22 protein-coding genes are annotated in these 23224 nt (G+C 74.4%); 13 read left to right on the top strand and 9 right to left on the bottom strand.

Annotation, left to right across the window (positions count from 1 at the left end; genetic code table 11):
- Window positions 1-18: 18 nt before the first annotated feature.
- Window positions 19-1749, bottom strand: a complete 1731-nt coding sequence (locus tag DQ240_RS09440) for a class I adenylate-forming enzyme family protein (RefSeq protein ID WP_113839342.1) — start codon at window positions 1747-1749, stop codon at window positions 19-21.
- 94 nt (window positions 1750-1843) lie between these two features.
- Between DQ240_RS09440 and DQ240_RS09435 the strand changes: the two genes are divergently transcribed.
- Window positions 1844-2695 (top strand): patatin-like phospholipase family protein, encoded by an 852-nt coding sequence (locus tag DQ240_RS09435; protein ID WP_113839341.1) that lies wholly within the window; start codon window positions 1844-1846, stop codon window positions 2693-2695.
- A gap of 47 nt (window positions 2696-2742) precedes the next feature.
- On the opposite strand, the gene DQ240_RS09430 is transcribed toward DQ240_RS09435, so the two are convergent.
- From DQ240_RS09430 to DQ240_RS24240, 5 genes are all read right to left on the bottom strand, one after another.
- Window positions 2743-5196: an ABC transporter permease gene (locus tag DQ240_RS09430; protein ID WP_233498604.1), complete on the bottom strand. Its 2454-nt coding sequence runs from the start codon at window positions 5194-5196 to the stop codon at window positions 2743-2745.
- Complete coding sequence (locus DQ240_RS09425) at window positions 5196-5948, bottom strand: ABC transporter ATP-binding protein (protein WP_113839366.1); 753 nt, start codon at window positions 5946-5948, stop codon at window positions 5196-5198. The genes DQ240_RS09430 and DQ240_RS09425 overlap by 1 nt, the downstream gene beginning before the upstream one ends.
- Before the next feature lie 240 nt (window positions 5949-6188).
- A complete protein-coding gene (locus tag DQ240_RS09420; RefSeq protein WP_113839339.1) occupies window positions 6189-6896 on the bottom strand; it encodes a response regulator transcription factor in 708 nt (235 codons plus the stop codon).
- Entirely contained in the window at window positions 6893-8083 is a 1191-nt protein-coding gene (locus DQ240_RS09415; RefSeq protein ID WP_113839338.1) for a sensor histidine kinase, read from the bottom strand. The genes DQ240_RS09420 and DQ240_RS09415 overlap by 4 nt, the downstream gene beginning before the upstream one ends.
- Window positions 8084-8095: 12 nt before the next feature.
- A complete protein-coding gene (locus DQ240_RS24240; protein ID WP_255410884.1) occupies window positions 8096-8224 on the bottom strand; it encodes a hypothetical protein in 129 nt (42 codons plus the stop codon).
- A gap of 85 nt (window positions 8225-8309) precedes the next feature.
- Here DQ240_RS24240 and DQ240_RS09410 point away from each other — a divergent pair, with 85 nt between their 5' ends.
- From DQ240_RS09410 to DQ240_RS09390, 5 genes are all read left to right on the top strand, one after another.
- A complete protein-coding gene (locus DQ240_RS09410; RefSeq protein WP_113839337.1) occupies window positions 8310-9263 on the top strand; it encodes an ABC transporter permease in 954 nt (317 codons plus the stop codon).
- Window positions 9260-10147 carry an ABC transporter permease gene (locus DQ240_RS09405; RefSeq protein WP_113839336.1) on the top strand — a complete coding sequence of 296 codons (888 nt, stop codon included), beginning with the start codon at window positions 9260-9262 and terminating at the stop codon, window positions 10145-10147. Before DQ240_RS09410 ends, DQ240_RS09405 begins: the two co-directional genes overlap by 4 nt.
- The gene (locus DQ240_RS09400; RefSeq protein ID WP_113839335.1) at window positions 10144-11190 is read left to right on the top strand and encodes an ABC transporter ATP-binding protein; all 1047 of its coding nucleotides are present in this window, start codon (window positions 10144-10146) and stop codon (window positions 11188-11190) included. The genes DQ240_RS09405 and DQ240_RS09400 overlap by 4 nt, the downstream gene beginning before the upstream one ends.
- A 1-nt stretch (window position 11191) precedes the next feature.
- Window positions 11192-12211 carry an ABC transporter ATP-binding protein gene (locus DQ240_RS09395; protein WP_113839334.1) on the top strand — a complete coding sequence of 340 codons (1020 nt, stop codon included), beginning with the start codon at window positions 11192-11194 and terminating at the stop codon, window positions 12209-12211.
- 110 nt (window positions 12212-12321) lie between these two features.
- Window positions 12322-13905: an ABC transporter substrate-binding protein gene (locus DQ240_RS09390; RefSeq protein ID WP_158548618.1), complete on the top strand. Its 1584-nt coding sequence runs from the start codon at window positions 12322-12324 to the stop codon at window positions 13903-13905.
- 90 nt (window positions 13906-13995) lie between these two features.
- Here the strand turns inward: DQ240_RS09390 and DQ240_RS09385 are convergent, their stop codons facing one another.
- Entirely contained in the window at window positions 13996-14484 is a 489-nt protein-coding gene (locus DQ240_RS09385; RefSeq protein ID WP_113839332.1) for a MarR family winged helix-turn-helix transcriptional regulator, read from the bottom strand.
- Window positions 14485-14569: 85 nt separating this feature from the next.
- Between DQ240_RS09385 and DQ240_RS09380 the strand changes: the two genes are divergently transcribed.
- From DQ240_RS09380 to typA, 4 genes are all read left to right on the top strand, one after another.
- Window positions 14570-15133 (top strand): YceI family protein, encoded by a 564-nt coding sequence (locus tag DQ240_RS09380; protein ID WP_233498602.1) that lies wholly within the window; start codon window positions 14570-14572, stop codon window positions 15131-15133.
- A gap of 197 nt (window positions 15134-15330) precedes the next feature.
- A complete protein-coding gene (locus tag DQ240_RS09375; protein WP_113839330.1) occupies window positions 15331-16653 on the top strand; it encodes a DUF4232 domain-containing protein in 1323 nt (440 codons plus the stop codon).
- 27 nt (window positions 16654-16680) lie between these two features.
- The gene (locus tag DQ240_RS09370) at window positions 16681-17010 is read left to right on the top strand and encodes a hypothetical protein (RefSeq protein ID WP_113839329.1); all 330 of its coding nucleotides are present in this window, start codon (window positions 16681-16683) and stop codon (window positions 17008-17010) included.
- 204 nt (window positions 17011-17214) lie between these two features.
- Window positions 17215-19104, top strand: a complete 1890-nt coding sequence (gene typA, locus DQ240_RS09365) for a translational GTPase TypA (protein WP_113839328.1) — start codon at window positions 17215-17217, stop codon at window positions 19102-19104.
- 97 nt (window positions 19105-19201) lie between these two features.
- Here the strand turns inward: typA and map are convergent, their stop codons facing one another.
- Window positions 19202-19972: a type I methionyl aminopeptidase gene (gene map, locus DQ240_RS09360; RefSeq protein WP_113839327.1), complete on the bottom strand. Its 771-nt coding sequence runs from the start codon at window positions 19970-19972 to the stop codon at window positions 19202-19204.
- A 45-nt stretch (window positions 19973-20017) separates the two neighbouring features.
- Between map and DQ240_RS09355 the strand changes: the two genes are divergently transcribed.
- From DQ240_RS09355 to DQ240_RS09345, 3 genes are all read left to right on the top strand, one after another.
- Window positions 20018-20287, top strand: a complete 270-nt coding sequence (locus tag DQ240_RS09355) for a helix-turn-helix domain-containing protein (protein ID WP_113839326.1) — start codon at window positions 20018-20020, stop codon at window positions 20285-20287.
- A 175-nt stretch (window positions 20288-20462) separates the two neighbouring features.
- A complete protein-coding gene (locus DQ240_RS09350) occupies window positions 20463-20957 on the top strand; it encodes a DUF5994 family protein (RefSeq protein WP_113839325.1) in 495 nt (164 codons plus the stop codon).
- A gap of 71 nt (window positions 20958-21028) precedes the next feature.
- Entirely contained in the window at window positions 21029-22009 is a 981-nt protein-coding gene (locus DQ240_RS09345; protein ID WP_113839324.1) for an NAD-dependent epimerase/dehydratase family protein, read from the top strand.
- Window positions 22010-22019: 10 nt separating this feature from the next.
- Here DQ240_RS09345 and DQ240_RS09340 read toward each other — a convergent pair whose 3' ends face one another.
- Window positions 22020-23015, bottom strand: coding sequence for a sulfite exporter TauE/SafE family protein (locus tag DQ240_RS09340; protein WP_113839323.1), 996 nt, complete (start codon window positions 23013-23015; stop codon window positions 22020-22022).
- Between the last annotated feature and the right edge of the window lie 209 nt (window positions 23016-23224).

The following is a 23224-nucleotide window of genomic DNA, read 5'->3' as shown; positions in this document are numbered from 1 at the left end:
GGACGGGGGGCGTCCGGGTCAGGCCGACGTCGTCGCGCGCTCCCGCTCGGCGAGCTCCCGCTTGAGCACCTTGCCCGCCGCGGACACCGGGATGGCGTCGATGAACACCACGTCGCGCAGCCGCTTGTACGGCGTGACGTGCTCGTTGACCGCGGCCATCACCGACTCGCGGGTCAGCGCGGCGCCCGCGTCGTCGTCCCGGCGGACGACGTAGGCGACCGGCAGCTCCCCGGCCTCGGTGTCGGGGCGGCCCACCACCGCGGCGCCGGCCACCCCCGGGACGGCGAACAGGTGCTCCTCCAGCTCGCGCGGGAACACGTTGTAGCCCTTGTAGAGGAGCATGTCCTTGGTGCGGTCGACGATCGAGAGGAAACCGTCCTCGTCGAGCACGCCGACGTCGCCGGTGTGGAACCAGCCGTCGGCGTCGATGGACTTCGCGGTGGCCTGCGGCCGGCGCCAGTAGCCGCGCATGACCTGCGGTCCGCGGATGCACACCTCGCCGCGCTCGCCGGTCGGCAGCGGGTCGCCGCCGCCGAGCGGCCGGATGGTGATCTCGGTGTCGAAGATCGGGACGCCCACCGTGCCGGCCTTGCGCGTGCCGGATCGGAACGCCGGGTTGCCGGTCGCCTGCATCGTCACCTCGGTGAGCCCGTAGCCCTCCCCGATCACGGCATCGGGCAGCAGCGCCTTGAGCCGGTCGATCAGCGGGACCGGCAGGGGGGCGGCACCGCTGGAGATGCCGCGCACCTGGGAGAGGTCGGCGGTCTCGATGCCCGGCACCTGCAGCAGTGCGACGAACACCGGCGGCGCCCCGCCGAAGCCGGTGACGCGGTACCGGACGGCGTCCTCGAGGTACCGGACCGGGTCGAAGCGCATGTGGATCACCGACGTCGTCCCGGCCATCACCAGGCCGTTGAGGTAGCCGATGACGCCCATGGCGTGGAACCACGGCGCGATGGTGACCATCCGGGCCTCGCCGAGCCGGGTGGGCTGCTCCTCGGGACCGAGGACCTGGCGGAGGGTGACGTCCCCGGCCTCGTCGAGCTCGGGCACCGAGCCGCTGACCCAGCACCCCGACTGCAGGACGTTGGTGACGACGTTGCGGTGGGTCAGCTCCACGCCCTTGCTCACGCCGGTCGTGCCGCCGGTGTAGGCCAGGTGGGCGAGGTCGCCGGCGGGGTCGACCGCGGCGTCCAGGTGCCGGTCGGTGGGGTCGGCGGCGAGCAGGTCGGCGAGGTCGACGTCCCCGGGCTCGGTGGTCGCGCGGGCGGCGAAGTCGGTGGTGTGCGCCGGGCCGGTCACGACCACGGTCTCCACCGGGGTGCTGGACAGCGCACCGCGCACGAACGGCAGGACCTGGTCCCAGGTGACCAGCACCCGCGCGCCGCAGTCGGTGAGCTGGGCGGCGAGCTCGGGCGCGGGCAGCAGCGGGTTGGTCGGGGAGAAGGTCGCTCCGGCCAGCAGGATCCCGTAGTAGACGGCCGGGTACTGCCGGCAGTTCGGTGCGTGGACGGCGACGACGTCGCCCCGGCCGATGCCGTGGTCGGCCAGCCAGTTCGCCACCGCGTGCGCCCGCCGGCCCAGCTCGGTGAACGTCAGCGCGACGTCCTCCTCGACGAACGCGGTCCGGTCGCCCCAGCGACGGACTGCCGCGCGCAGCACCGAGCCGACCGGGACCGTGGGGTACTCCAGCGACCGCGGCAGGCCGGGCGGCCAGGAGACGGTCGTCGGGGTGTCCGTCGCGGTCATGTGCGTCCTCTCGGCCGTTCCCTCAGCGAAGGCCCCAGCGTGTCCCACGTCACTTCCCCGTGTCGAGTGGGAGCGCCCGGGGGACTGTGCCGGGATGAGCGGAACGGGTCGCGCCCTCGTGCTGGGCGGCGGGGGCATCACGGGGATCGCCTGGGAGATCGGGCTGCTGGCCGGCCTGGCCGAGGCGGGGGTGGACCTGACGGGGGCCGACCTGGTCGTCGGCACCTCGGCCGGGTCGGTCGTGGGGGCGCAGGTCACGAGCGGGGCGACGCTCGAGGAGCTGTACGCGCGGCAGCTGGAGTCGCCGGCCTCGGAGCGGGTCGCGCAGCTGTCGCGCGCGGCGCTCGCCCGCTACGCGTGGGCGATGCTGCGCAGCCGGGGCCGGGACGAGGAGTTCCGGCGCCGCGTCGGCGCGCTGGCCCGCGCCGCCGCCGACGCCGGTCTCACGCCGGCCGAGCAGGAGCGGCTGGACGTCATCGGCTCGCGGCTGGTCAGCAGCTCCTGGCCCGACCGCCGGTTCGTCGTCACCGCGGTGGACGCCGAGAGCGGGGAGTTCCGCGCCCTCGACCGGGACTCCGGGGTGCCGCTGGTGCACGCCGTCGCCGCCAGCTGCGCCGTGCCGGGGGTGTACCCGCCGGTCACCATCGAGGGCCGGCGCTACATCGACGGCGGCATGCGGTCGGCCGCGAACGCCGACCTGGCCGAGGGCCACGAGCGGGTGGTGGTCCTGGCGCCGATCGCCCGCGGGGTGGGCCCGCTGGCCAGCGTCGACGCCCAGGTCACCGGGATGGTGGCGCGGGTCTCCGTCGTCAGCCCCGACCAGGCGAGCCGCCGGGCGATCGGGAGGAACGTGCTCGACCCCGCGGCCCGCCGTCCCTCGGCGGAGGCCGGTCGGGCGCAGGCGGCCGCGGTGGCCCAGCAGGTCCGCGACACCTGGCTGGGCTGAGCGGAGTCGCTCGCGTGCGGAAACCGCACTCGAGCGACTCCGCTCACTCAGGCCGCCAGTGCGGCGACCGGGGGGGTGCGGGCGGCGCGGCGGGCCGGCAGCACCGAGGCCAGCAGCCCGGCCACCGTGGCGACGACGACGATCGCGCCCACCTGCAGCCAGGGGAAGCTGAGCACCAGCTCGCCCTGGTCGCCGAGCAACGAGGCGACCCCGACCAGCCCGTAGCCGGCGCCCAGCACCACCCCGAGGACGGCCGCGACGCCGGCGACCAGCGTCGCCTCCCACGCCAGCAGACCGCGCACCTGGCCGCGGGTCAGCCCCAGCGCCCGCAGCAGGCCGTTCTCCTGCCGCCGCTCCACCACCGACAGTGCCAGCGTGTTGCCCACGCCGATCAGCGCGATGAGCACCGCCACCCCGAGCAGCCCCGTGACGACCAGCAGCAGCACGTCGAGCACCTCGTCCAGCGCGGCCCGCTCGCTGGCCAGACCGGTCACCGCGGCCGTCGGCACGATGCTGCCGGCCACGTCGGTCACCTCGTCGACCACCGCCGCCGGGTCGACGCCGTCGTCGAGCCGCAGCCACACGGTGTCGGCCACCGCGTCCGGGTCGAGCGCGGTGAGGTCGCCCACGGTCAGCAGCGGGTAGTCGGTGTCGCCCAGCGCGACGGTGAACGTCCGCGGCCCGTCGTCGCCGGTCAGCGTGACCCGGCCGCCGTCCTCGACGCCCCAGCCCTCGACGGTCCACCACGGCAGGACGGCGGTGCCCTCGGCCGGCAGCGGCAGGTCCCCGGTCGAGCGCAGCACCCCGGCGGCCGCGGCGGGGTCGACCCCGAGCGTCCAGCCCTCGTAGCCGTCGGGCCCGGTCACCCCACCGGCCTGCAGGCCGGCGGCGGCGCGGACGCCGTCGACCGCGGCGAGACGCTCGGCCAGCGAGGCGGGGACGCCGTCCTCGGTGTTGCCGGTGACGACGACATCGGTCGGGTACTGCGCCGTCAGCTCGGCCTGCGCCGTGGCCCGGGTGGAGGCCGCGCCCACCACCATCGCGGTGGTCAGCGTGACGCCGATCAGCAGCGCGGTCGCGGTCGCCGCCGTCCGGCGGGGGTTGCGGGTCGCGTTGCCGCCGGCCAGCCGGGCGGTGACCCCACCGGAGCGGACGAGCCGGCCGGCCGCGGCGACCACCGGCGGGACGGCCCGCTGGGCCAGCAGCACCACGCCGAGGAAGCTCAGCGCGCCACCGCCGACGGAGAACAGGATCTCCCCGCCCACCACGCCGCCGGCCATGAGCAGCACGCCGGGGACCAGGAGCAGCAGGCCCGCGGCCAGCCGGAGCAGCCCGCCGCGGGAGCGCAGCGGCGCCGGGTCCAGCGGGCGCAGCGCGGCGAGCGGTGCGATCCGGGTGGCCGCGCGGGCCGGGGCCAGGGCGGCGAGCAGCGTCGTCCCGGTGCCGACGACCAGACCGAGGACCACGGCCGACAGGGGCACCTCGACCCCGGCCAGCGGCACCGGCGAGTCGGTGCCGACCAGCGCCGAGGCCAGCACGGCGAGCCCGATGCCCGCTCCGACGCCGAGCACGGAGGCACCGAGCCCGGTGGCGGCGGCCTCGGCCAGCACGCTGCGCCGCACCTGGCGGGACGTGGCCCCGATGCAGCGCAGCAGGGCGAGCTCACGGGTCCGCTGCGCGAGCAGGACGGCGAAGGTGTTGGCGATGACGAGGCCGGCCACCAGCAGCGCGACGGCGCCGAAGACCAGGAGCACCGTGGTCAGGATCTCGGCGTCGCCGGTGACCGAGGCGGCCTCCTGCTCGGCCTGCTCCTCGCCGGTGCGGACCTCGACGTCGCGGTCGGCCAGGGCGGCTCGCACGTCGGCCACGAGGGAGTCGGGGTCGGTGCCGTCGGCCGCGGCGATCCGCAGCTCGCTGGGCCCGAGCCCGCCCCAGGCGGCGACCTGCTCCGGCGTGACGAAGGCGCGGCCGTTGATCCCCGCGGAGGGGTCGCCGCCGAGGTCGACGACGCCGACGACGGTGGCCTGCGAGGCGTCCTCGCGCCCCTCCTCGTCGTAGGTGGCCACGGTGAGCACGTCGCCGACGTCGGCGCCGACCCGCTCGCTGACCGCGACCTCACCCGGCCGGTCGGGCAGCGCGCCCTCGGCCAGCTGCTGCCAGCGCAGCGCCGGGTCCTCGGCCACGGAGTCGACCAGGAGGAACTGCGCGCCGGAGCGGCCGGGGACGACGGCCTGCACGGACGTGGAGGTGGCGAGGTCGACGGCGCCGACGCCGGGCAGGCCGGCGACGTCCGCATCGAGGCCCGCCGGGTCCTGGATCCCGGTGACGACGACGTCGGCGCTGACATAGCGGGCGCCGACCGCCTCGAGCACGGTGGAGCGTGTGGTGGCGCCGATGGTCAGGGTGGCGACGACGAAGCCGACCGCGATGACGATGGCGATGGTGGAGGCGACCAGCCGGGCGGCGTGCGCCCGGAGGCCGGCGGTGATGACGCGGAACATCACGCACCCAGTCCGCGGAGTGCGCTGAGGACGGAGTCGGCGGTGGGCCGGTCGATCTCGCCGGCGAGCCGGCCGTCGGCGAGCAGGACGACGCGATCGGCGTAGGCGGCGGCGGCCGGGTCGTGGGTGACCATGACGACGGTCTGGCCGGTCTCCCGGACGCTGCTGCGCAGCAGGTCGAGCACCTCCGCGCCGGAGCGGGAGTCCAGGTTGCCGGTCGGCTCGTCGGCGAAGACGACGTCGGGCCGCGACAGCAGCGCCCGGGCCACGGCGACGCGCTGCTGCTGACCGCCGGAGAGCTCCGAGGGGCGGTGCCGCAGCCGGTCGCGCAGCCCCAGCCGGGCGACGACCGCGTCGAACCACGCGGGGTCGGGACGGCGGCCGGCCAGCTGCATCGGCAGCACGATGTTCTCCCGGGCGTCGAGCACCGGGAGCAGGTTGAACGACTGGAAGACGAAGCCGATCCGCTCGCGGCGCAGCTTGGTGAGCTGGTCGTCGCGCAGCCGGGTCAGCTCGGTGTCGCCGAGGAACACCTGCCCGCCGGTCGGGGTGTCCAGGCCGGCGAGGCAGTGCATCAGCGTGGACTTGCCCGAGCCCGACGGGCCCATGATCGCGGTGAAGGCCCCGCGGGTGAAGGCGACGTCGACGCCGGCCAGCGCGTGCACGGCGGTGGCGCCGCGACCGTAGGTGCGGGTCAGGCCGGTGGCGCGGACGGCGTCGGCGGCCGGCGGGGGCTCGCCGGGGATCGTCATGACGGGGACGGGAGCGGACACGGGAGAGGCCTTCCGACACGGGAGCGGGACGTCGTCCACGCTGCCGTCCGGAGCCCTCGGTCCGCGTCGGAGCAGCGACTGGTCCTGCACCTCTCGCCGTGCTCCCGCGGGCTGACCCCGCCGTCATCCCCGGGTCGGACGAGGCGCGACCTCCCCCTGGGCATGGGTACCGATACCTCCGTCGGGAGCTGCTCAGGCGCGGGTATCGGTACCCATGCCTCAGGCGTCGCGGAGGAGGTCGGCCGGCTGCACCAGGCCCGTCCGGTAGGCGAGGACGACGGCCTGCACCCGGTCGCGCGAGCCGGTCTTGGCCAGCACCCGCCCGACGTGCGTCTTCACCGTGGCCTCGCTGACCACGAAGTGCGCCGCCAACTCGGCGTTCGTCGCCCCGTAGGCCATCTGCACGAGCACCTCGCGCTCCCGCGGGGTCAGCTCGGTCAGCTCGCGCGGCTCGGCGGCGGGGGAGGCGGTCGACGTCCCGCGCAGCATGGGCGCCACGTGCTGCAGCAGCCGCCGGGTGGACGACGCCGCGATGACCGAGTCGCCGGCGTGCACGGTCCGGATCGCGGTGAGCATCTCCTCCGGCGGGGCGTCCTTGAGCAGGAAGCCGCTCGCGCCGGCGCCGATCGCGGCCACGACGTACTCGTCGAGGTCGAACGTGGTGAGGACGACGACGCGCGGCGCACCCTCCCGGGCGGTCACCTGCCGGGTCGCCTCGATGCCGTCGGTGCCGGGCATGCGCACGTCCATGAGGACGACGTCGGCGGGCGTGCGGGCGAGCAGCCGCACCGCCTCGTCGCCGGTGCCGGCCTCGCCGACCACGGTGAGGTCGGGCTGGGAGTCGATGACCATGCGGAAGCCGGCCCGCACCATCTGCTGGTCGTCGACGAGCACGACCCGGATGCGGCCGTCGGGGGTGGGGTTCATCGCCGCGGACGGTAGGGCAGCAGCGCGGTGACCGCGAAGCCGCCGCCGGTCCGGGGGCCCGCGGTCAGTCGGCCGCCGTGCAGCTGCGCCCGCTCCACCATGCCGCGCAGCCCCTGGCCGGCGCCGTCGGAGCCGCCGTGCACCAGTGCGGCCGAGGCACCGCGTCCGTCGTCCAGCACCGCGATCTCCAGTCCGTCGTCCCGCCAGGAGAGCCGGACCCAGGCGCGGGTGGCCGAGCCGGCGTGCTTGAGCACGTTGGTGAGCGACTCCTGCACGATCCGGTAGGCCGCCAGCTGCGGTCCGGCCGGCAGCGGTCGCGGGGTGCCCTCGACCAGCAGGTCGACGTCGAGACCGCTGGCCCGCACGTCCTCGACCAGCGCGGGGACGGCGTCGACGTCGGGCTGCGGGGCGTACTCCTCGCCCGGGCCCTCGCGCAGCACCCCGAGCAGGGAGCGCATGTCGGTGAGCGCCTGCCGGCCGGTCGCGGCGATGGCCTCCAGCGCGCCGGTGGCCGCCTCGGGGTCGGTCTTCCCGGCGTAGCGGCCGCCGTCGGCCTGGGCGATGACCACCGACAGGGAGTGGGCGACGACGTCGTGCATCTCCCGGGCGATCCGGGCGCGCTCGGCGGTGGCGGCCAGCCGCATCTCCTGGTCGCGCTCGATCTCCAGCAGCCGGGCGCGCTCCTCGAGGGAGAGCTCCCGCTGGACGCGCAGCCGGCGCAGGTGGCCCAGCGCCCAGGCGGCGACGACGGCGATGCCGATCGTCCCGGTGATGAGCACGAGGTTCTCCGGGGCTTCCGACGCCGCGTAGTAGAAGGTGGCCACCAGGACCGCCCCGAACAGGCCCAGGACCAGCCCTGCTGCGCCCGCCCAGCGGGGTCCGTAGGCGGCCAGCGCGTGCACCATCACGAGGGCGGCGACGTTGGCCGGCAGGAAGTCGGGGACGCCACCGAGTTCCAGCAGCCCCACGACGGTGACCGCCGCGGCGGCCGCCACCGGAGCGCGCCGCCGCCACACCAGCGGGACCATCAGCAGGGTGCCGAGCACCGCGGCCGTGACCTCGTAGGGGTTCCACGCCGCGGCCGGCAGCACCACCAGGGTGAACCACAGGCACCCGGCGATCGCCGCGTCCACGGCGAGCGGGTGCCGGCGCATCGCGGTCGCCAGGGTCTCCAGGGGGTGCTCCATCGCCCGTCGAATCTAGGCAGTGGACGGGCCGCCGTCGTCCTCCTGCGGGATGACCCGCCCGTCGTGCCCCGGGACGACGGCGACGACGGGCGGGGACGTCACGAGGCCGTCACGGCTCGCCGGGCGGGCCTTGCCCTCCATCACTCCATCTGTATAAAGATTGCCCTGACAGCTGTGACCTGCGCGACGTCCGTCGGTCACGGTCCTGCGATGGGGAAGTGGGCCGATGCTGCTCTTCGCCGCGAATCGGGTCGTCCGCGCTCTGCTCGTCATCCTCTTCGCCACGTTCCTCGTGGTCGCGCTGCTGTCCATCGCCCCCGGCTCGCTCGCAGTGACCCTGCTCGGGGACGCGGCGACGCCGGACGCCATCGCCGACCTCGAGGCCCGGCTCGGGCTCGACGAGCCCCTGTGGGAGCAGTACTCCAGCTGGCTCGGCGACGCCGTGACCGGTGACCTCGGCACGTCGCTGCGCACCCGTCAGGACGTCCTCGACGCCGTGGTCGAGCGGCTCCCGGTCACGCTGGAGCTGGCCCTCCTCGCGCTGGTGATCGCCCTCCTGGTGGCCGTCCCCATGGCGCTGCTGGCCGCCAACCGCCCCGGCAGCCTCGTCGACCGGGTGTCGACCTTCCTCGCGTCGGTCGGCCTGGCGCTGCCCGCGTTCGTCGTCGCCCCCGTGCTCGTCTACTTCCTCTCGCTCAAGGCCGGCCTCTTCCCGGTCGCCGGGTGGGAGCGGATCGGCGACGGGCTGGGCGACAACCTGCACCACGCCCTGCTGCCGGCGATCGGGGTGGCCATCCCCGAGATCGCCGCCTTCCAGCGACTGCTGCGCACCGACCTGGACTCGACGCTGCACGAGGACTTCATCTCCGCCGCCCGGGCCCGCGGGATGCCCAGCGGCTACGTCCTCTGGCGGCACGCGCTGCGCCCGTCGTCGTTCTCGCTGGTCACCCTCGCCGGCATCTCGTTCGGCCGGCTGCTGGGCGGCACGGTGATCGTCGAGGCGGTGTTCTCGCTGCCCGGCCTGGGGTCGCTGATCGCGGGCTCCATCTCCGCCCGCGACGTGATCATGGTCCAGGGAGCGGTCGCCTTCATCGTCGTCGCCTACGTCGTCCTCAACACCCTGGTCGACATCGGCTACGGGTTCCTCGATCCCCGCGTCCGACGGGAGGCCGTCCGATGACCGTCGTCGACCCCGGTGTGGGCTCGCCGCTGCAACCGGCGGACGACCCCGGCCCCCGGCTGCCGGCCGTCCGCGCCCACCGGTCCTGGCTGGTCGCGCTCTCCGCCGGCTGGCTGGCACTCGTGGTGCTGGCCGCGGTGCTGGCGCCGGTCCTCCCGCTGACCGACTACGGACAGGTCGCCGGGCCACCGCGCGGGAAGCCCGAGCTCTCCCTCGATGGGCTGCTCGGCTACGACGTCCTGGGACGCAGCATGCTGTCGCGGATCGTCTCCGGCGCGCAGGCCTCGCTGCTCGTCGGTGTGGTCTCCGGCCTGATCGCGTTCGTCGTCGGCTCGTTCCTGGGGCTGCTGGCCGGCTTCCTCCGCGGCGTCGTCGACACGGTCATCTCCTTCGTCACCGACACGCTGCTGGCCTTCCCGCCGCTGGTGATGCTGCTGGCGCTGGCCTCGGTCCTGCGGCCCAGCATCGGGACGCTGATCGTGTCGCTCTCCCTGCTGATGACGCCCACCTTCGCCCGCCTCGCGCGGGCCAACACGATGCGCTGGGCGTCTCGGGAGTTCGTCATGGCGGCCACCAACATGGGCGCCGGGCTGCCCCGGCTGATGGGGCGCGAGGTGCTGCCGAACGTGCTGCCGTCGGTGGCGGCCTACCTGCCGGTCGTGATCGCGGCGCTGATCGTCGCGGAGGGCTCGCTGAGCTTCCTCGGCCTGGGCGTCCCGGCCCCCACCCCCAGCTGGGGCGGGATGATCAACGACGGCCAGGACCTCATCTCCCGCTTCCCGAACCTGGTCTTCGTCCCGGCCGCCACGATCCTGCTCACGGTCCTGGCGCTGAACATCGTCGGCGACCGGCTGCGGGTCCGCTTCGGGGAGCGGACCCGATGACCGCCCCGACCCGGCCGCTGCTGCAGGTCGAGGACCTCCGCACCTGGATCGCCACCGACTCCGGTCCGGTCCGCGCCGTCGACGGGGTGTCGCTGACCGTCGCCGCCGGCGAGGCCGTCGGCCTGGTCGGGGAGTCCGGCTCGGGCAAGTCGATGCTGGCCAGGACCGTGATGGGCCTGCTGCCGGACCGGGCGGGCACTTCCGGGACGGTGCTGCTCGACGGCGTCGACGTGCTCACCGCGTCGACGCGGGTCCGGCAGTCGCTGCTGGGCCCGAAGGTCGCCATGGTGTTCCAGGACGCCGGCCGCGCGCTCAACCCGGTGGTGCGGATCGGCCGCCAGATCACCGAGGGGATGGTCCGCCACCTCGGTATCTCCCGTGCCGAGGCGCGGGAGCGGGCGGTCGGCCTGCTCACCGAGGTGGGCGTGCCCGATCCGCGCCGGCGGCTGGCGAACTACCCGTTCCAGCTCTCCGGCGGCATGCGACAGCGCATCATGATCGCGATCGCGCTGGCCTGCGAGCCCGACCTGCTCATCGCCGACGAGCCGACGACGGCGCTCGACGTGACCGTCCAGCGCCAGATCCTCGACCTGCTCGACCGGGTGCGCACCACCCGCGGCATGGGGCTGGTCCTCATCAGCCACGACCTCGGCCTGGTCGCCGGCCGCACCGACCGGGTGGCGGTCATGTACTCGGGCCGGATGGTCGAGGAGGGGCCGACCGACGCGGTCTTCGACAGTCCTCGGCACCGCTACACCGAGGCGCTGCTGGCCTCCACGCCGTCACTGGACGCGCCGCGGGCCCGGCGGATGCGGGTCATCGAGGGCGCGCTGCCCGACCCGCGCCGCCCTCCGGCCGGCTGCCGCTTCGCCCCTCGCTGCGCCGCGGCCGACGCCGCGTGCGAGGTGCCCGGCGCCGACTCCCTGCGCGACGGCGTGCTCGGGCACCGGCACGCCTGCGTCCACCCGGTCCCGCCCGGTGCGGGCGGCGTCGCGGCCGACCGGGACGCCGCGCTCATGCCCGCCGACGAGACGAGGAGCTGACATGGCCGGCACCGGCGAGGCGCACCTGCTGACCGACGCCGCCGACACCGTGCTGTCGGTGCACCACCTGCAGGTCGAGTACCGGACCCCCGGCGGGGTGGTGCAGGCGGTGAGCGACGTCAGCTTCGACGTCCGGCCGGGGGAGACCCTGGGGCTGGTCGGCGAGTCGGGGTGCGGCAAGTCGACCACCGGCAAGGCCGTGCTGAGGCTGGAGAAGATCGCGTCCGGGCGGGTCGTGTACCGGGGCGAGGACCTCGCGGCGACCAAGCGCGGCCCGCTGCGCCGGCTGCGCCGCAAGCTGCAGATGATCTTCCAGGACCCGGTGTCGTCGCTGAACCCGCGGCGGTCGGTCCGCGAGCTCGTCGTCGAGGGGCTCACCATCGCCGGCCGTCCCGCGGCCGAGCGGCGGGAGGCCGCCGACCGGGTGCTGGCCGACGTCGGCCTGGACCCCGAGCGGTTCGGCCCGCTGTACCCGCGGCAGCTGTCCGGTGGGCAGGCCCAGCGGGTGGCGATCGCCCGGGCGCTGGCCATCCGCCCCGACCTCATCGTGTGCGACGAGCCCGTGTCGGCCCTCGACGTCTCGGTGCAGGCGCAGATCGTCAACCTGCTCCACGACCTCAAGGACGAGCACGACCTGACGCTGGTCTTCATCAGCCACGACCTGTCGGTGGTCCGCTCGGTCTGCGACCGGGTGATGGTCATGTACCTCGGCCGGATCTGCGAGGTCGGCGACGTGGAGTCGGTGTTCGCCGCGCCGGCGCACCCCTACACCCGGGCGCTGCTGGACTCGGTGCCGCGGCGACGGGCCGCCGGCGGTTTCACCGGGCCGGCGCTGGAGGGCGACATCCCCACACCGCTCGACCCGCCCTCGGGGTGCCGCTTCCGCACGCGCTGCCCCCTGGCGACCGACCGCTGCGCCGAGGAGGTCCCCGAGGTCCGCCCGGTCGGCGACGGGCACTTCGCGGCCTGCCACTACGCCGGGATCACCGCCGACACGGTGCGGGTGCCGGCCGGCGTCTGAGGACGACCGCCCGCTTCGTGACCGACTTGTGACGGTCGTGCGAACCAATCATTGCTATCTATGACGTACATCACCGGGAAGCTCCGACCCTTCGACCAGAGGCAGGCCTCGTGAAACTCACCCGACGGCGCAGCACCCTCATCGCTGCCGCACTCGCCGCTTCGCTCGCGCTCGCCGGGTGCGGTGGGGACGACGACGGCGGCGGGGGCACCGAGGGCAGTGGCGCGCAGGCCAGCGGCGACCCGGTCGAGGGTGGCTCGCTCACCTACCTGGCGGTCACCGAGCCGGCGAACCTGGACCCGGCCTCGCTCAGCAACTCGCTGGTGACCCAGGCCGTCTACGGCAACGCGATCTACGGGCAGCTGATCGAGATCACGCCCGAGGGTGACCTCGAGTACGGGCTGATCGAGAACCTGGAGAACCGGGACAACACGACCTGGGTGGTCACCCTGCGGGAGGGGCTGACCTTCACCGACGGGACGCCGCTGGACGCCGAGGCCCTGAAGTACAACTGGGACCGTTCCAAGGACCGCACCGTCGCCGGGTCGCAGACCGTCGCGTCGGCCTCGGCGATCGCCAGCACGACCGTGGTCGACGAGCGCACTCTCGAGGTGACCCTGGCCAAGCCCACGGCGCAGTTCGCGTCGCTGATCATGGCCATCAACTTCGTCGGTTCCCCGACCGCTCTCGCCCAGGGGCCGGAGGCCTTCACGGCCAACCCGGTCGGCGCGGGGCCGTTCACGCTGGAGTCGTGGGCGCGGCAGGACCGGATGGTGCTCAAGGCCAACCCCGACTACTGGGACGCCCCGAAGCCCTACCTGGACGAGCTGGTCATCCGGGCCAACCCCGACGACAACCAGCGGTACAACTCGCTGCAGGCCGGCGAGGTCGACATCGCGATCAGCAACAACTACGAGACCGTGCAGCTTGCCGGGGACGCCGGGATGACCACGCTCCCCGCGGGCTTCTCCGGCTTCACGAACCTGATGTTCAACTTCTCCAAGGCGCCGTTCGACGACCCGCGGGCCCGTGAGGCCATCACGCTGGCCATCGACCGGCAGGCGCTGGTCGACACCCTGTACGGCGGGGCCGGCGACGCGCCGCCGGACTCGCTGATCCGGGAGACCTCCGCGCTCTACGACGAGTCGTCGAGCTTCCCCGAGCCGGACGCCGAGCGGGCCCAGGAACTGCTCGACGAGCTCGCCGACGAGGGCAAGCCGCTGGAGTTCACGATCCTGTCGAGCGACAACAGCGACGTCTCCCGGGCCGGCCAGGCCATGCAGGCGCAGCTCGAGGAGTTCGACAACCTGACCGTCTCGGTGGAGTCCCAGGAGTCGGCGAGCTGGTTCGGCCGGCTGTCGCAGAACGACTACGAAGCGACCATCTACGGGGCGGCCTACGTGGACCCGAGCCCGGTCCTGGACACGCTGGTCGGCACCGGTTCGGCGACGAACTTCAACCGGATCAGCGACCCGACCCTCGACGCCGCCCTCGAGCGCGGCCGTCTCTCCGACGACCCGGAGGAGCGGCGCGAGGCCTACGCCGAGGTGCAGCAGGTCCTCGTCGACCAGCACGCGATGATCGTCTACACGTGGAGCCCGGCGTTCCTCGTCACGGGCGAGGGTGTGGGCGGCATCCGGTTCTACGGATCGGGCAGCACGCCGGTCGACGGCCTCTGGCTGGCCGAGAGCTGATCCTCCGCCGGGCAGGGCCCGGCACAGCGGGAAGCGGAACGCCCCGCCGGACTCCGGTCCGGCGGGGCGTTCCTGCCGTCCGCGGGTCGGTCAGCGCGGGCCGAGGTGGCGCAGCAGCGTCTCGCCGACGTCCCGCATCGAGGCGACCTGCTCCGGGGTGAGCTGGTCGAACAGGTGGGTGCGGACGCTCTCGACGTGCACGTGCGCGGCCGCCTCGAGTGCGGCGAACCCCTCGTCGGTGAGGACGGCGAGCTGACCCCGGCCGTCCTCGGGGCACACCTGCCGGCGCACCCAGCCGCGCTCCTCGAGCCGGGACACCGCGTGCGAGAGCCGGCTGCGCGAGGAGAGGCAGCGGTCGGCCAGCTCGCTCATCCGCAGGGATCGGCCGGGGGTCTCCGACAGCGCCACCAGGATCTCGTAGTAGGCGTGGGAGATCCCGGTCGCCTGCGTGAGCTCGCGGTCGAGGCGGTCGGTCAGCAGCTGGGTGCTGTAGAGGTACGCGCGCCAGGCCTTCTGCTCCTCCGCGTCGAGCCAGCGCGTTCCGCCCGGGGAGGGGTCCGGGGACACGGTCGACGTCATGTCCTCAGGGTACTGGCGGAATAGTCAAGCCTTCAACTACGCTCTGCGGGCAGAAGGTCAAACGCTCAACCACTTGGAGAATCCCGTGACCAGCTCCACCGCCACCCAGATCCCCGGCTACGTCGTCGGCACCTGGGACATCGACGCCTCCCACTCGACCGTCGGCTTCTCGGTCCGCCACATGATGGTCAGCAAGGTCCGCGGCTACTTCCGCGACTTCTCGGGCGAGATCACCACCGCCGCAGACCCGGCGCAGTCGACCGTGACCGCCCGCATCAACATGGACTCGATCGACACCCGGCAGGAGCAGCGCGACGCGCACATCCGCTCTGCCGACTTCTTCGACGTGGGCAACCACACCGAGATGACCTTCCGGTCCACCGAGGTCCGCACCGACGGCGCCGACTGGAGCATCGTCGGCGACCTGACCATCAAGGGCATCACCAAGCCGGTCACCCTGGAGCTGGAGCTCAACGGCTTCGGCCCGGACGCCTACGGCGGCACCCGCGCCGGCTTCAGCGCGAAGACCGAGATCTCCCGCAAGGAGTACGGCGTCGACATCGACATGCCGATGGACGGCGGCGGCGTCGTGGTCGGCGACAAGATCACCGTCGAGCTCGAGATCGAGGCCGTGCTCCGCGCCGCCTGATGGAGGACCACCCTCCCCTCGCGACTCGCAGGCCCGCCGCGGGACCCTGAGGGTGGCCGTTCCATCACGTTCCGAAGGGCCCCGGACGGTCAACCGTCCGGGGCCCTCGCGCGTTCCGGCCCGGCGAGCCGCCTCCCCGGTCGACGAGGACGTGCCGCACGATGCAGCGGACCGACCGGTTCCGGAGGAGGTGTGCGGTGCGACGACGACTGGGCCCCGGCTGGGGGAGCGCACTGATCGCGGCCGGCCTGGTCTGGATGACCGTCGCCGGGCTGCGGTCCTCCCGCTACCGGCCCGGGTGGTTCGACCCGGACGACGGACCCTCGTGCGCCTTCCGGCCGGAGGGGTGCCCCGCCGACCTCGACGCGGCCCTGCGCGGCCTGTGGTGGTGGGTCGGCGCCGGGGGCGTGCTCACCCTCCTGGGCGTCGTCCTGCTGACTCTCGCCCTGCCGTCGACGACCTCGCGCTCGGGAGCCCGGGCCGCCGCGCGCCCGCGGCCAGCGGGCCTGCACGCGCTGGCAGCGGCCGCCGTGGTGGCCGGAGCCACCGTCGTCCTGGCGCTGCCCGCCTGGTTCTCGCTGCTGCTCGGCGAGCACCTGCTCCCGATGGTCGCGGTGGGAGGGTGGCTCGCGGAGGCGGTGCTGCTGGCCGCCGTTCACGCGTGGGCGACGGCGGTCTCGTCCCGCCGGAGCTGGGCGGCCGGACTCACCGCGAGCGCCGCGGGCCTCGCCGCCGCCGTGCCTGTGTCCCTCGCCGGCGTCCACCTCGGAGATGCGTGGGCGGTGCTGCTCGCCCAGGGGGTGGCGGTCGCCGGCGCGGTTCTGGTGACCCGGGCCGTCGCCGGACCCTGGCGGACCGCGCGCGCCGGCACGGGGCTGCGGGTGGCCGGTGTCCTCGCCGTCCTCGCCATCGTGGCCGGGGTGCTGGTCGCGGCGACGTCGACCGTGGAGCAGGACCGCGTCGCGGCGTTCCCGTCGCTGCCGGAGCCGGCCTACCCGCCGCCCGACGCCGTCCCGCCGCCGGTGCCCGTTCCGCCGGCGCCCACCGTGCCCGAGGCCACCCCGCCGGAGCCGGTCCTCGCCGACGTGCCCTGCGATCCGGCCGACCTGCTGCTGTCGGTCGGCGGCTTCGACGCGGCGCTGGGCGCCCGCGCCGCGAGCGTGGAGGCGACCAACGCCGGCGCCGCGCCCTGCTGGCTGGAGGGGGTGCCCGCGGTGACCCTCTGGCAGGGCGGCCGGCCGCTGCGGCTGGTCGTGGAGCCGGGCAGCGTGCCGACCGGCGGCCCGGCGGTGGTGCAGCGGGTGGGGATCGCCCCGGGTGGCTCGGCGTACGCGCTGCTCACCTGGCGGACCTACGCCGGCTGGGCGGACGACGTCACGCCGCAGTCGGTGACCGTCGCGGTCGACCCGTCGGCGCTCCCGGTCGAGGTGCGGGTCGAGGGGCGGGGGCAGCCGGCACCGTTCGACATCGCCGACGGCGGCACGTGGGGGATCGCCCCGTGGGCGCCGCCGTGGAACTGACGACGCACTGACGGGGAGACTCGGGGAATGACGACCGTGCTGACCCGCGCCCGTACCCGCTTCCCCTCGGCCGCGTTGGTGGCCGTCGGTCTGGCCGCCGGCTTCGGGATCGCCCAGGGCACCGGCGTCCGCGCGCTCGGCGGGGCGGTCTTCCTCGCCGGGGGAGCGGCCGCAGCGGCGCTGTGGGTGCAGCGCCGTGGCTGGGCGACCGCGCTCGGGCTGGGCGGGCTCTACGTCGGCGCCTTCGTGCTCGCGCACGTGCTGGCCATCGGCGCCGGGTGGCCGGCCTGGCTGGCGGTCGGCGTCGTGACGCTGGCCGCCGCCGGTGTGACCGCGGTGGTCGCCGACCGGCCCTGACCTGCTCCGCCGGTCGGTGAGACTGGTCACGAAGGCCCCCTGCAGGGTCCCTCGCGCGCTCGCGAGCGGAGGGGGAAGGGGGTCCTTCCCCTACCATGGGAAGGTCGCCGGGCCGGCGGCTGTTACCTGTGGTGTCTGTGGTGCCCCGAGGCTGAGTGTCCGGAAGGCGCCGACCCCCCTGAACTCCCTGAGGTGCCTCTCCGCATGCCCACCCGCGACGACCTGCGCAACGTGGCGATCATCGCCCACGTCGACCACGGCAAGACCACCCTGGTCGACGCCCTCCTCCGCCAGGCGGGCGCGCTCGGCCGCGCCAAGGGCGAGGGGACGGACAACGACTCCACGCAGGACCGCGTCATGGACTCGATGGACCTCGAGCGCGAGCGCGGCATCACCATCCTCGCGAAGAACACCGCGATCCGGCTGGCCGACGAGAACGGCAACCCCGTCGTCGTCAACATCGTCGACACCCCCGGGCACGCCGACTTCGGTGGCGAGGTCGAGCGCGGCCTGTCGATGGTCGACGGCGTCTGCCTGCTCGTGGACGCCTCGGAGGGGCCGCTCCCGCAGACCCGCTTCGTGCTCCGCAAGGCGCTGGGCAAGGGGATGCCGGTCATCCTCGCGGTCAACAAGACCGACCGCGCCGACGCGCGCATCGCCGAGGTCGTCGACGAGTGCTACGAGCTGTTCATGGAGCTCATGGAGGACGCCGGCCTCGACGCCGACAACCTCGACTTCCCGATCGTCTACTGCAGCGGCCGGTCCGGGAAGGCGTCGCTGACCCGCCCCGAGAACGGCACCGAGCCGGACAACGACGACCTGGCCCCGCTGGTCAAGACGCTGCTCGACACCGTCCCGGCGCCGTCCTACGACGCCGAGGAGCCGCTGCGCGCGCAGGTCACCAACCTCGACGCCTCTCCGTTCCTCGGCCGCCTCGCGCTGCTGCGCATCCACTCCGGTGAGATGAAGCGCGGCCAGCAGGTCGCCTGGTGCAAGGTCGACGGCACGATCAAGAACGTCAAGATCACCGAGCTGCTCGTCACCGAGGGCCTCACCCGCACCCCGGCCGACAGCGCCGGCCCGGGCGAGCTGGTCGCCATCGCCGGCATCGAGGACATCATGATCGGCGACACCCTCGCCGACCCGAACGACCCGCGTCCGCTGCCGCCGCTGACAGTCGACGAGCCGTCGATCTCCATCACGATCGGCATCAACACCTCGCCGCTGTCGGGCAAGAGCGGCAAGAAGCTCACCGCCCGCCTGGTGAAGAACCGCCTCGACCAGGAGCTGGTCGGCAACGTGTCGGTGCGCATGCTGCCCACCGACCGCCCCGACACCTGGGAGATGCAGGGCCGCGGGGAGCTGGCGCTGGCCATCCTCGTCGAGCAGCTCCGCCGCGAGGACTTCGAGCTGACCGTTGGCCGTCCGACCGTCGTCACCAAGGAGATCGACGGCAAGCTCCACGAGCCGGTCGAGCGGGTCACGATCGACACCCCGGGCGAGTACGTCGGCACGCTCACCCAGGCGCTGGCCACCCGGCGCGGCCGGCTGGAGAACCTGGTCCACCACGACACCGGCTGGGCGCGGATGGAGTACCTCGTCCCCTCCCGCGGGCTGATCGGCTTCCGGACCGAGTTCCTCACCGAGACCCGCGGCACCGGCGTCCTGAACAGCAACTTCGAGGGCTACGAGCCGTGGCTGGGCGACATGCGCGCCCGGCCCACCGGCTCGCTGGTCGCCGACCGGCAGGGCGTGGCGACGTCGTACTCGATGTTCTCGCTGCAGGAGCGCGGCCAGCTCATGGTCCAGCCGGGCACCGAGGTCTACGAGGGCATGATCGTCGGGGAGAACTCCCGTCCGGACGACATGGACGTGAACATCACCAAGGAGAAGAAGCTCACCAACATGCGCAAGTCCACCTCCGAGGAGCTCGAGCGGCTGATCCCGCCGCGCGTGCTCAACCTGGAGCAGGCGCTGGAGTTCTGCGCCGAGGACGAGTGCGTCGAGGTCACCCCGGCCACGGTGCGCATCCGCAAGGTCGTGCTGGACCAGACCGAGCGCGGCAAGGCGAAGAACCGCAAGCCCAAGCCCTGAAAGGACCCCGTCCTCCTCACCCCTCGCTAGCTCGGGGCGAGCCTCTGGACGGGGCCGACGACGAGAGCCCCCTCCTCCGGGAGGGGGCTCTCGTCGCTCAGCGGGGGGCGGTGAGGATGCGCGGGCCGTCCTCGGTGACGGCGACCGTGTGCTCCACGTGCGCCGCGCGGCTGCCGTCGGCGCTCCGCAGGGTCCAGCCGTCGGCGTCCACCCGGTAGTCGTCGCTCCCTCCGGCCAGGAACCACGGCTCGATGGCGATGACCAGGCCCGCCCGCATCCGCAGGCCCCGGCCCGGGCGGCCCTCGTTCGGCACGCTCGGCGCCTCGTGCATGGAGCGGCCCACGCCGTGTCCGCCCTGGTCGGTGTTGATGCCGCACCCGCCGGCCCGGCCGACCGCGCCGATCGCGGCCGAGACGTCGCCGATCCGGTTGCCGACCACCGCCGCGGCGATCCCCGCGGCCAGCGCCCGCTCCGTGGTCTCGACCAGCGCCAGGTCCTCCGGGCGGGGCGTGCCGATCGGGTAGGTCCGGGCGGCGTCACCCACCCAGCCGTCGAGCGTCGCTCCGGCGTCCACGCTCAGCAGGTCGCCGTCCTCCAGCTCCTGGGGGGTGGGGATGCCGTGGAGCGCGACGTCGTTGACCGACAGGCAGACCACTCCGGGGAACGGCGGGGTCGTCCGCGACGGCGCGTAGCCGAGGAACGGGGAGGTGGCGCCGGCGTCGGCGAGGACGTCGCGCGCGACGGCGTCCAGCTGGGTCAGCCGCACCCCCGGCGCGGCCAGCGCCTGCACGGCGGCGTGCATGTCCGCGACCACCGCCCCGGCCGCCCGCATGGCGTCGAGCTCCCCGGGTGTCCGCAGCTCGATCATCTCGTCCCCTTCCGGTATTGGTATCCCGGTATTACTATCACGCCCATGGTGCGACCCCCGCTGAGCCCCGAGGAGCGCGAGCGCGGACGCCGGCTGGGCGCCCTGCTGCGCGCGGCCCGCGGGGAGCGCTCACCGGCCGAGGTCGCGGCGGCCTCCGGGGTGAGCCCCGAGGCGCTGCGGAAGATCGAGTCCGGCCGGGTGCCCACCCCGGCCTTCTTCACCGTCGCCGCGCTCGCCCGGGTGCTCGACGTCCCGCTCGACCGACTGGTCGCCGAGCTGTCCGAGCCGGTGGCCGGACGCGCCCTCTCCGCCTGAACGACGAGGTCACGGCAGTGTCGTGACCGTTCCGTGACGTGTCGTGATGACCGGCCGGGGGAGCGCGGCGCGCCCGGCCGGGACGCGTGCGTCGGCGCCGGTCACCACACCTACGTTCGTGTCGGAGCCCTGTGCGCTCGGCAGGGACACGTGGACGAGAGGCAGGCTGGCGCTGATGAGGACCACCCGTACGGGACCGCTGTTCGAGGCCGAGGGGCACCGGGGTGGCATCGACGTCCGGGTGAGCATCCGCAGCGACGCCGGTGACGGGGGTCAGGGGTTCGACGGGGCCTGGTTCCCGCGCAGTCGCGACCTCGCCGTCGAGGTACCCGAGCTGATCGCCGCCCTGGACCGCCACGGCGTCCGGGTCGAGCGCTTCACCTACGCCCTCGACGCGTGGCTGCCCGCCCCGCGCAAGGTCGTCGTGGGCGGCCGCGTCGTCCGCACCGGCGGCTTCCGCAGCATGGAGCCCGGCGCGGTCTGCCTGACCTGGGCCGGCGGCAACAAGCGCGCCGACCTGCTCGTCGTCCCGCCGGAGACCGACGTCGTGACCGGGGCCCGGGCGCTGCGGCTGTGCACCCGCCGCGGCCTGCCCCGCTCGCCGCAGATGGTCATGGCCGCCGCACGGGCCACGCCGCTGCCCCAGGTCCCCGCTCTCCGCGCCGTCTGAGCGGACGGACCGCGTTGCGCCGTCGGTGAACCCGCTGGACGGCGGCCTCCGAGAGGCGCTGGGCTGGCGGCATGAGACTCCTCGTCCTCGGCGGCACCCTGTTCCTCGGCCGGCACGTCGTCCGGGCAGCCCTCGACCGGGGGCACGAGGTGGCGACCCTCACGCGCGGCGTCACCGGCTCGCCGCCCGACGGCGCCCGCGCTCTCCACGGCGACCGGGACGACGCCGCGGCCCTCCCGGCTGCGCTGGCCGGCTGGGCGCCCGAGCTCGTCGTCGACACCTCGTGCCAGACCCGCGCCGCCGCCCGCAACGCCGCGGCCGCGCTGGGCGACGTCCGCGGCTACGCGTTCGTCAGCAGCCTCAACGCCTACCGGAACTGGCCGCCCGGCCCGATCCGCGGGGAGGACGAGCCGGTCTGGGAGACCGACGACGACGAGTACGGACCGGTCAAGGCGTTCGCCGAGCGGGAGCTGGCCGCCGTGCTCGGCGACCGCTTCCTCACCGCCCGGGCCGGGCTGATCGTCGGTCCGCACGACATCGTGGACCGGCTCGGCTGGTGGCTGCGGCGCATGGCGCGCGGCGGGCGCGTGGTCGTCCCGGACGCGCTGGACCAGCCCATCGCCCTGGTGGACGCCCGGGACCTCGCCGGCTGGCTGGTCGACGTGGCCGAGCGCGGGATCGGCGGCGCGGTCAACGCCACGGGCCCGGCGGGCATGACGACGCTCGGCGGGCTGCTGGAGGTCTGCCGGGAGGTGACGGGGGGCGACGCCGACCTGGTGCCGGTCCCGGAGGCGGACCTCGTGGCGGCCGGGGTGGAGCCGTGGCAGGACCTGCCGCTGTGGCTGCCGCGGGAGGTGGCCGCGACCGCCTGGGACGTCGACACCACCCGCGCCCGGCAGCTCGGCCTGCCCGTCCGCCCGGTGCGCGAGTCCGTCGCGGACACCTGGGACTGGCTGCGCGACGCCGGCGAGCTGGCGCCCCCGCCGCGCGGGCTCGCCCGCCCCGGCCTCGACCCCGACCGGGAGGCGGCGCTGCTGGGACTCCGACGCTGAGCGCCCCGGGTCAGTCCTGCGGCGCGCTCGGCCGGCCGGCGACCAGCGGACGCTCGGCGCGGTCCTCCACCGGGGGCTCGAGGTGCTGGGCCCGCTCGAGGTCGGCGGCCGCCGCGGCGACGGCGTCGGCGGACTCCTGCGCCTTGTCCTTGCGGTACTGGAGGTAGGACCAGGCGACGGCGGCGGCCCAGACGACGTAGAGGGCGGCGTACACGGGGTAGGCGACCGCGTCGGGGGCGTCGAGCCAGTCGCTGCGCAGGAGCGTGCGGGTGTTGGTGATGATGATCATCCCCCCGACGAGCGAGCCGAGCAGCCGCGGCGGGACGTGGCGCACCAGCCAGGCGGCGATCGGGGCGGCGACCATGCCGCCGATCAGCAGCGCCAGCACCCAGGCGAAGTCGATGCCCTGCGAGCCCAGGGCGACCAGGAAGCCGACGCTGGCGGCCAGCGCGACGAGGAACTCCGAGGTGTCGATCGAGCCGATCACCTTGCGGGGCTCCATGCGGCCGCTGGCGAGGATCGCCGGGGTGCCGACCGGCCCCCAGCCGCCGCCGCCCGTGGCGTCGATGAAGCCGGCGACCAGGCCGAGCGGGCCCAGGAAGCGCTTGCGCATCGGCTTGCCGATGTTGCGCCGGTCGATGCCGCGCAGCGTGAAGCGGACCAGCAGGTAGATCCCGAGCGACAGCAGGATCAGCGACATCAGCGGGGCGGCGACCTCGGTCGAGATGCTCGACAGCAGCGTCGCGCCGACGAAGGCCCCGATCGCGCCGGGGACGCCGATCTTCGCGACGACCTTCCAGTCGACGTTGCCGAACTTCCAGTGGGCCACGCCCGACATCAGCGTGGTGCCGATCTCGGCCAGGTGGATGGTCGCCGACGCCGCGGCCGGGTTGGTCCCGATGGCCAGCAGCAGGGTCGTTGACGTGACCCCGTAGGCCATGCCGAGGCTGCCGTCGACCAGCTGGGCGCCGAAGCCGGCCAGGGCGAGCAGGATCAGGGTCTTCACGGTGCGGGACTCCGGGTGTCACGGCCCACGGCGCGCGGCAGGGCACGCGGCAGCGCAGGGGAGAGCGGGCGGATCAGGGGTGCGGGCGCTCAGCAGCCCGGACAGCGTGCCGCGCAGACGCGCAGCAGGTCGACGTGGATCCGCCCCACCAGGAGCACCGCCGTCGCCGCCACGACTCCAATGTCTACCAGATCGATCGACATTGCCAC

The organism is Blastococcus sp. TF02A-26, from assembly GCF_003319125.1.
GTDB lineage: Bacteria > Actinomycetota > Actinomycetes > Mycobacteriales > Geodermatophilaceae > Trujillonella.
The sequence above is the reverse complement of the archived record's forward strand: the minus strand, read 5'-3'. Positions and strand labels throughout refer to the sequence as shown.

Bases quoted from the DNA above. Each gene is read 5' to 3' on its own strand.
- DQ240_RS09440 (WP_113839342.1), bottom strand. From the start codon at position 1,749: ATGACCGCGACGGACACCCCGACGACCGTCTCCTGGCCGCCCGGCCTG.
- DQ240_RS09435 (WP_113839341.1), top strand. From the start codon at position 1,844: ATGAGCGGAACGGGTCGCGCCCTCGTGCTGGGCGGCGGGGGCATCACG.
- DQ240_RS09430 (WP_233498604.1), bottom strand. From the start codon at position 5,196: ATGTTCCGCGTCATCACCGCCGGCCTCCGGGCGCACGCCGCCCGGCTG.
- DQ240_RS09425 (WP_113839366.1), bottom strand. From the start codon at position 5,948: ATGACGATCCCCGGCGAGCCCCCGCCGGCCGCCGACGCCGTCCGCGCC.
- DQ240_RS09420 (WP_113839339.1), bottom strand. From the start codon at position 6,896: ATGAACCCCACCCCCGACGGCCGCATCCGGGTCGTGCTCGTCGACGAC.
- DQ240_RS09415 (WP_113839338.1), bottom strand. From the start codon at position 8,083: ATGGAGCACCCCCTGGAGACCCTGGCGACCGCGATGCGCCGGCACCCG.
- DQ240_RS24240 (WP_255410884.1), bottom strand. From the start codon at position 8,224: ATGGAGGGCAAGGCCCGCCCGGCGAGCCGTGACGGCCTCGTGACGTCC.
- DQ240_RS09410 (WP_113839337.1), top strand. From the start codon at position 8,310: ATGCTGCTCTTCGCCGCGAATCGGGTCGTCCGCGCTCTGCTCGTCATC.
- DQ240_RS09405 (WP_113839336.1), top strand. From the start codon at position 9,260: ATGACCGTCGTCGACCCCGGTGTGGGCTCGCCGCTGCAACCGGCGGAC.
- DQ240_RS09400 (WP_113839335.1), top strand. From the start codon at position 10,144: ATGACCGCCCCGACCCGGCCGCTGCTGCAGGTCGAGGACCTCCGCACC.
- DQ240_RS09395 (WP_113839334.1), top strand. From the start codon at position 11,192: ATGGCCGGCACCGGCGAGGCGCACCTGCTGACCGACGCCGCCGACACC.
- DQ240_RS09385 (WP_113839332.1), bottom strand. From the start codon at position 14,484: ATGACGTCGACCGTGTCCCCGGACCCCTCCCCGGGCGGAACGCGCTGG.
- DQ240_RS09370 (WP_113839329.1), top strand. From the start codon at position 16,681: ATGACGACCGTGCTGACCCGCGCCCGTACCCGCTTCCCCTCGGCCGCG.
- typA (WP_113839328.1), top strand. From the start codon at position 17,215: ATGCCCACCCGCGACGACCTGCGCAACGTGGCGATCATCGCCCACGTC.
- map (WP_113839327.1), bottom strand. From the start codon at position 19,972: ATGATCGAGCTGCGGACACCCGGGGAGCTCGACGCCATGCGGGCGGCC.
- DQ240_RS09355 (WP_113839326.1), top strand. From the start codon at position 20,018: ATGGTGCGACCCCCGCTGAGCCCCGAGGAGCGCGAGCGCGGACGCCGG.
- DQ240_RS09350 (WP_113839325.1), top strand. From the start codon at position 20,463: ATGAGGACCACCCGTACGGGACCGCTGTTCGAGGCCGAGGGGCACCGG.
- DQ240_RS09345 (WP_113839324.1), top strand. From the start codon at position 21,029: ATGAGACTCCTCGTCCTCGGCGGCACCCTGTTCCTCGGCCGGCACGTC.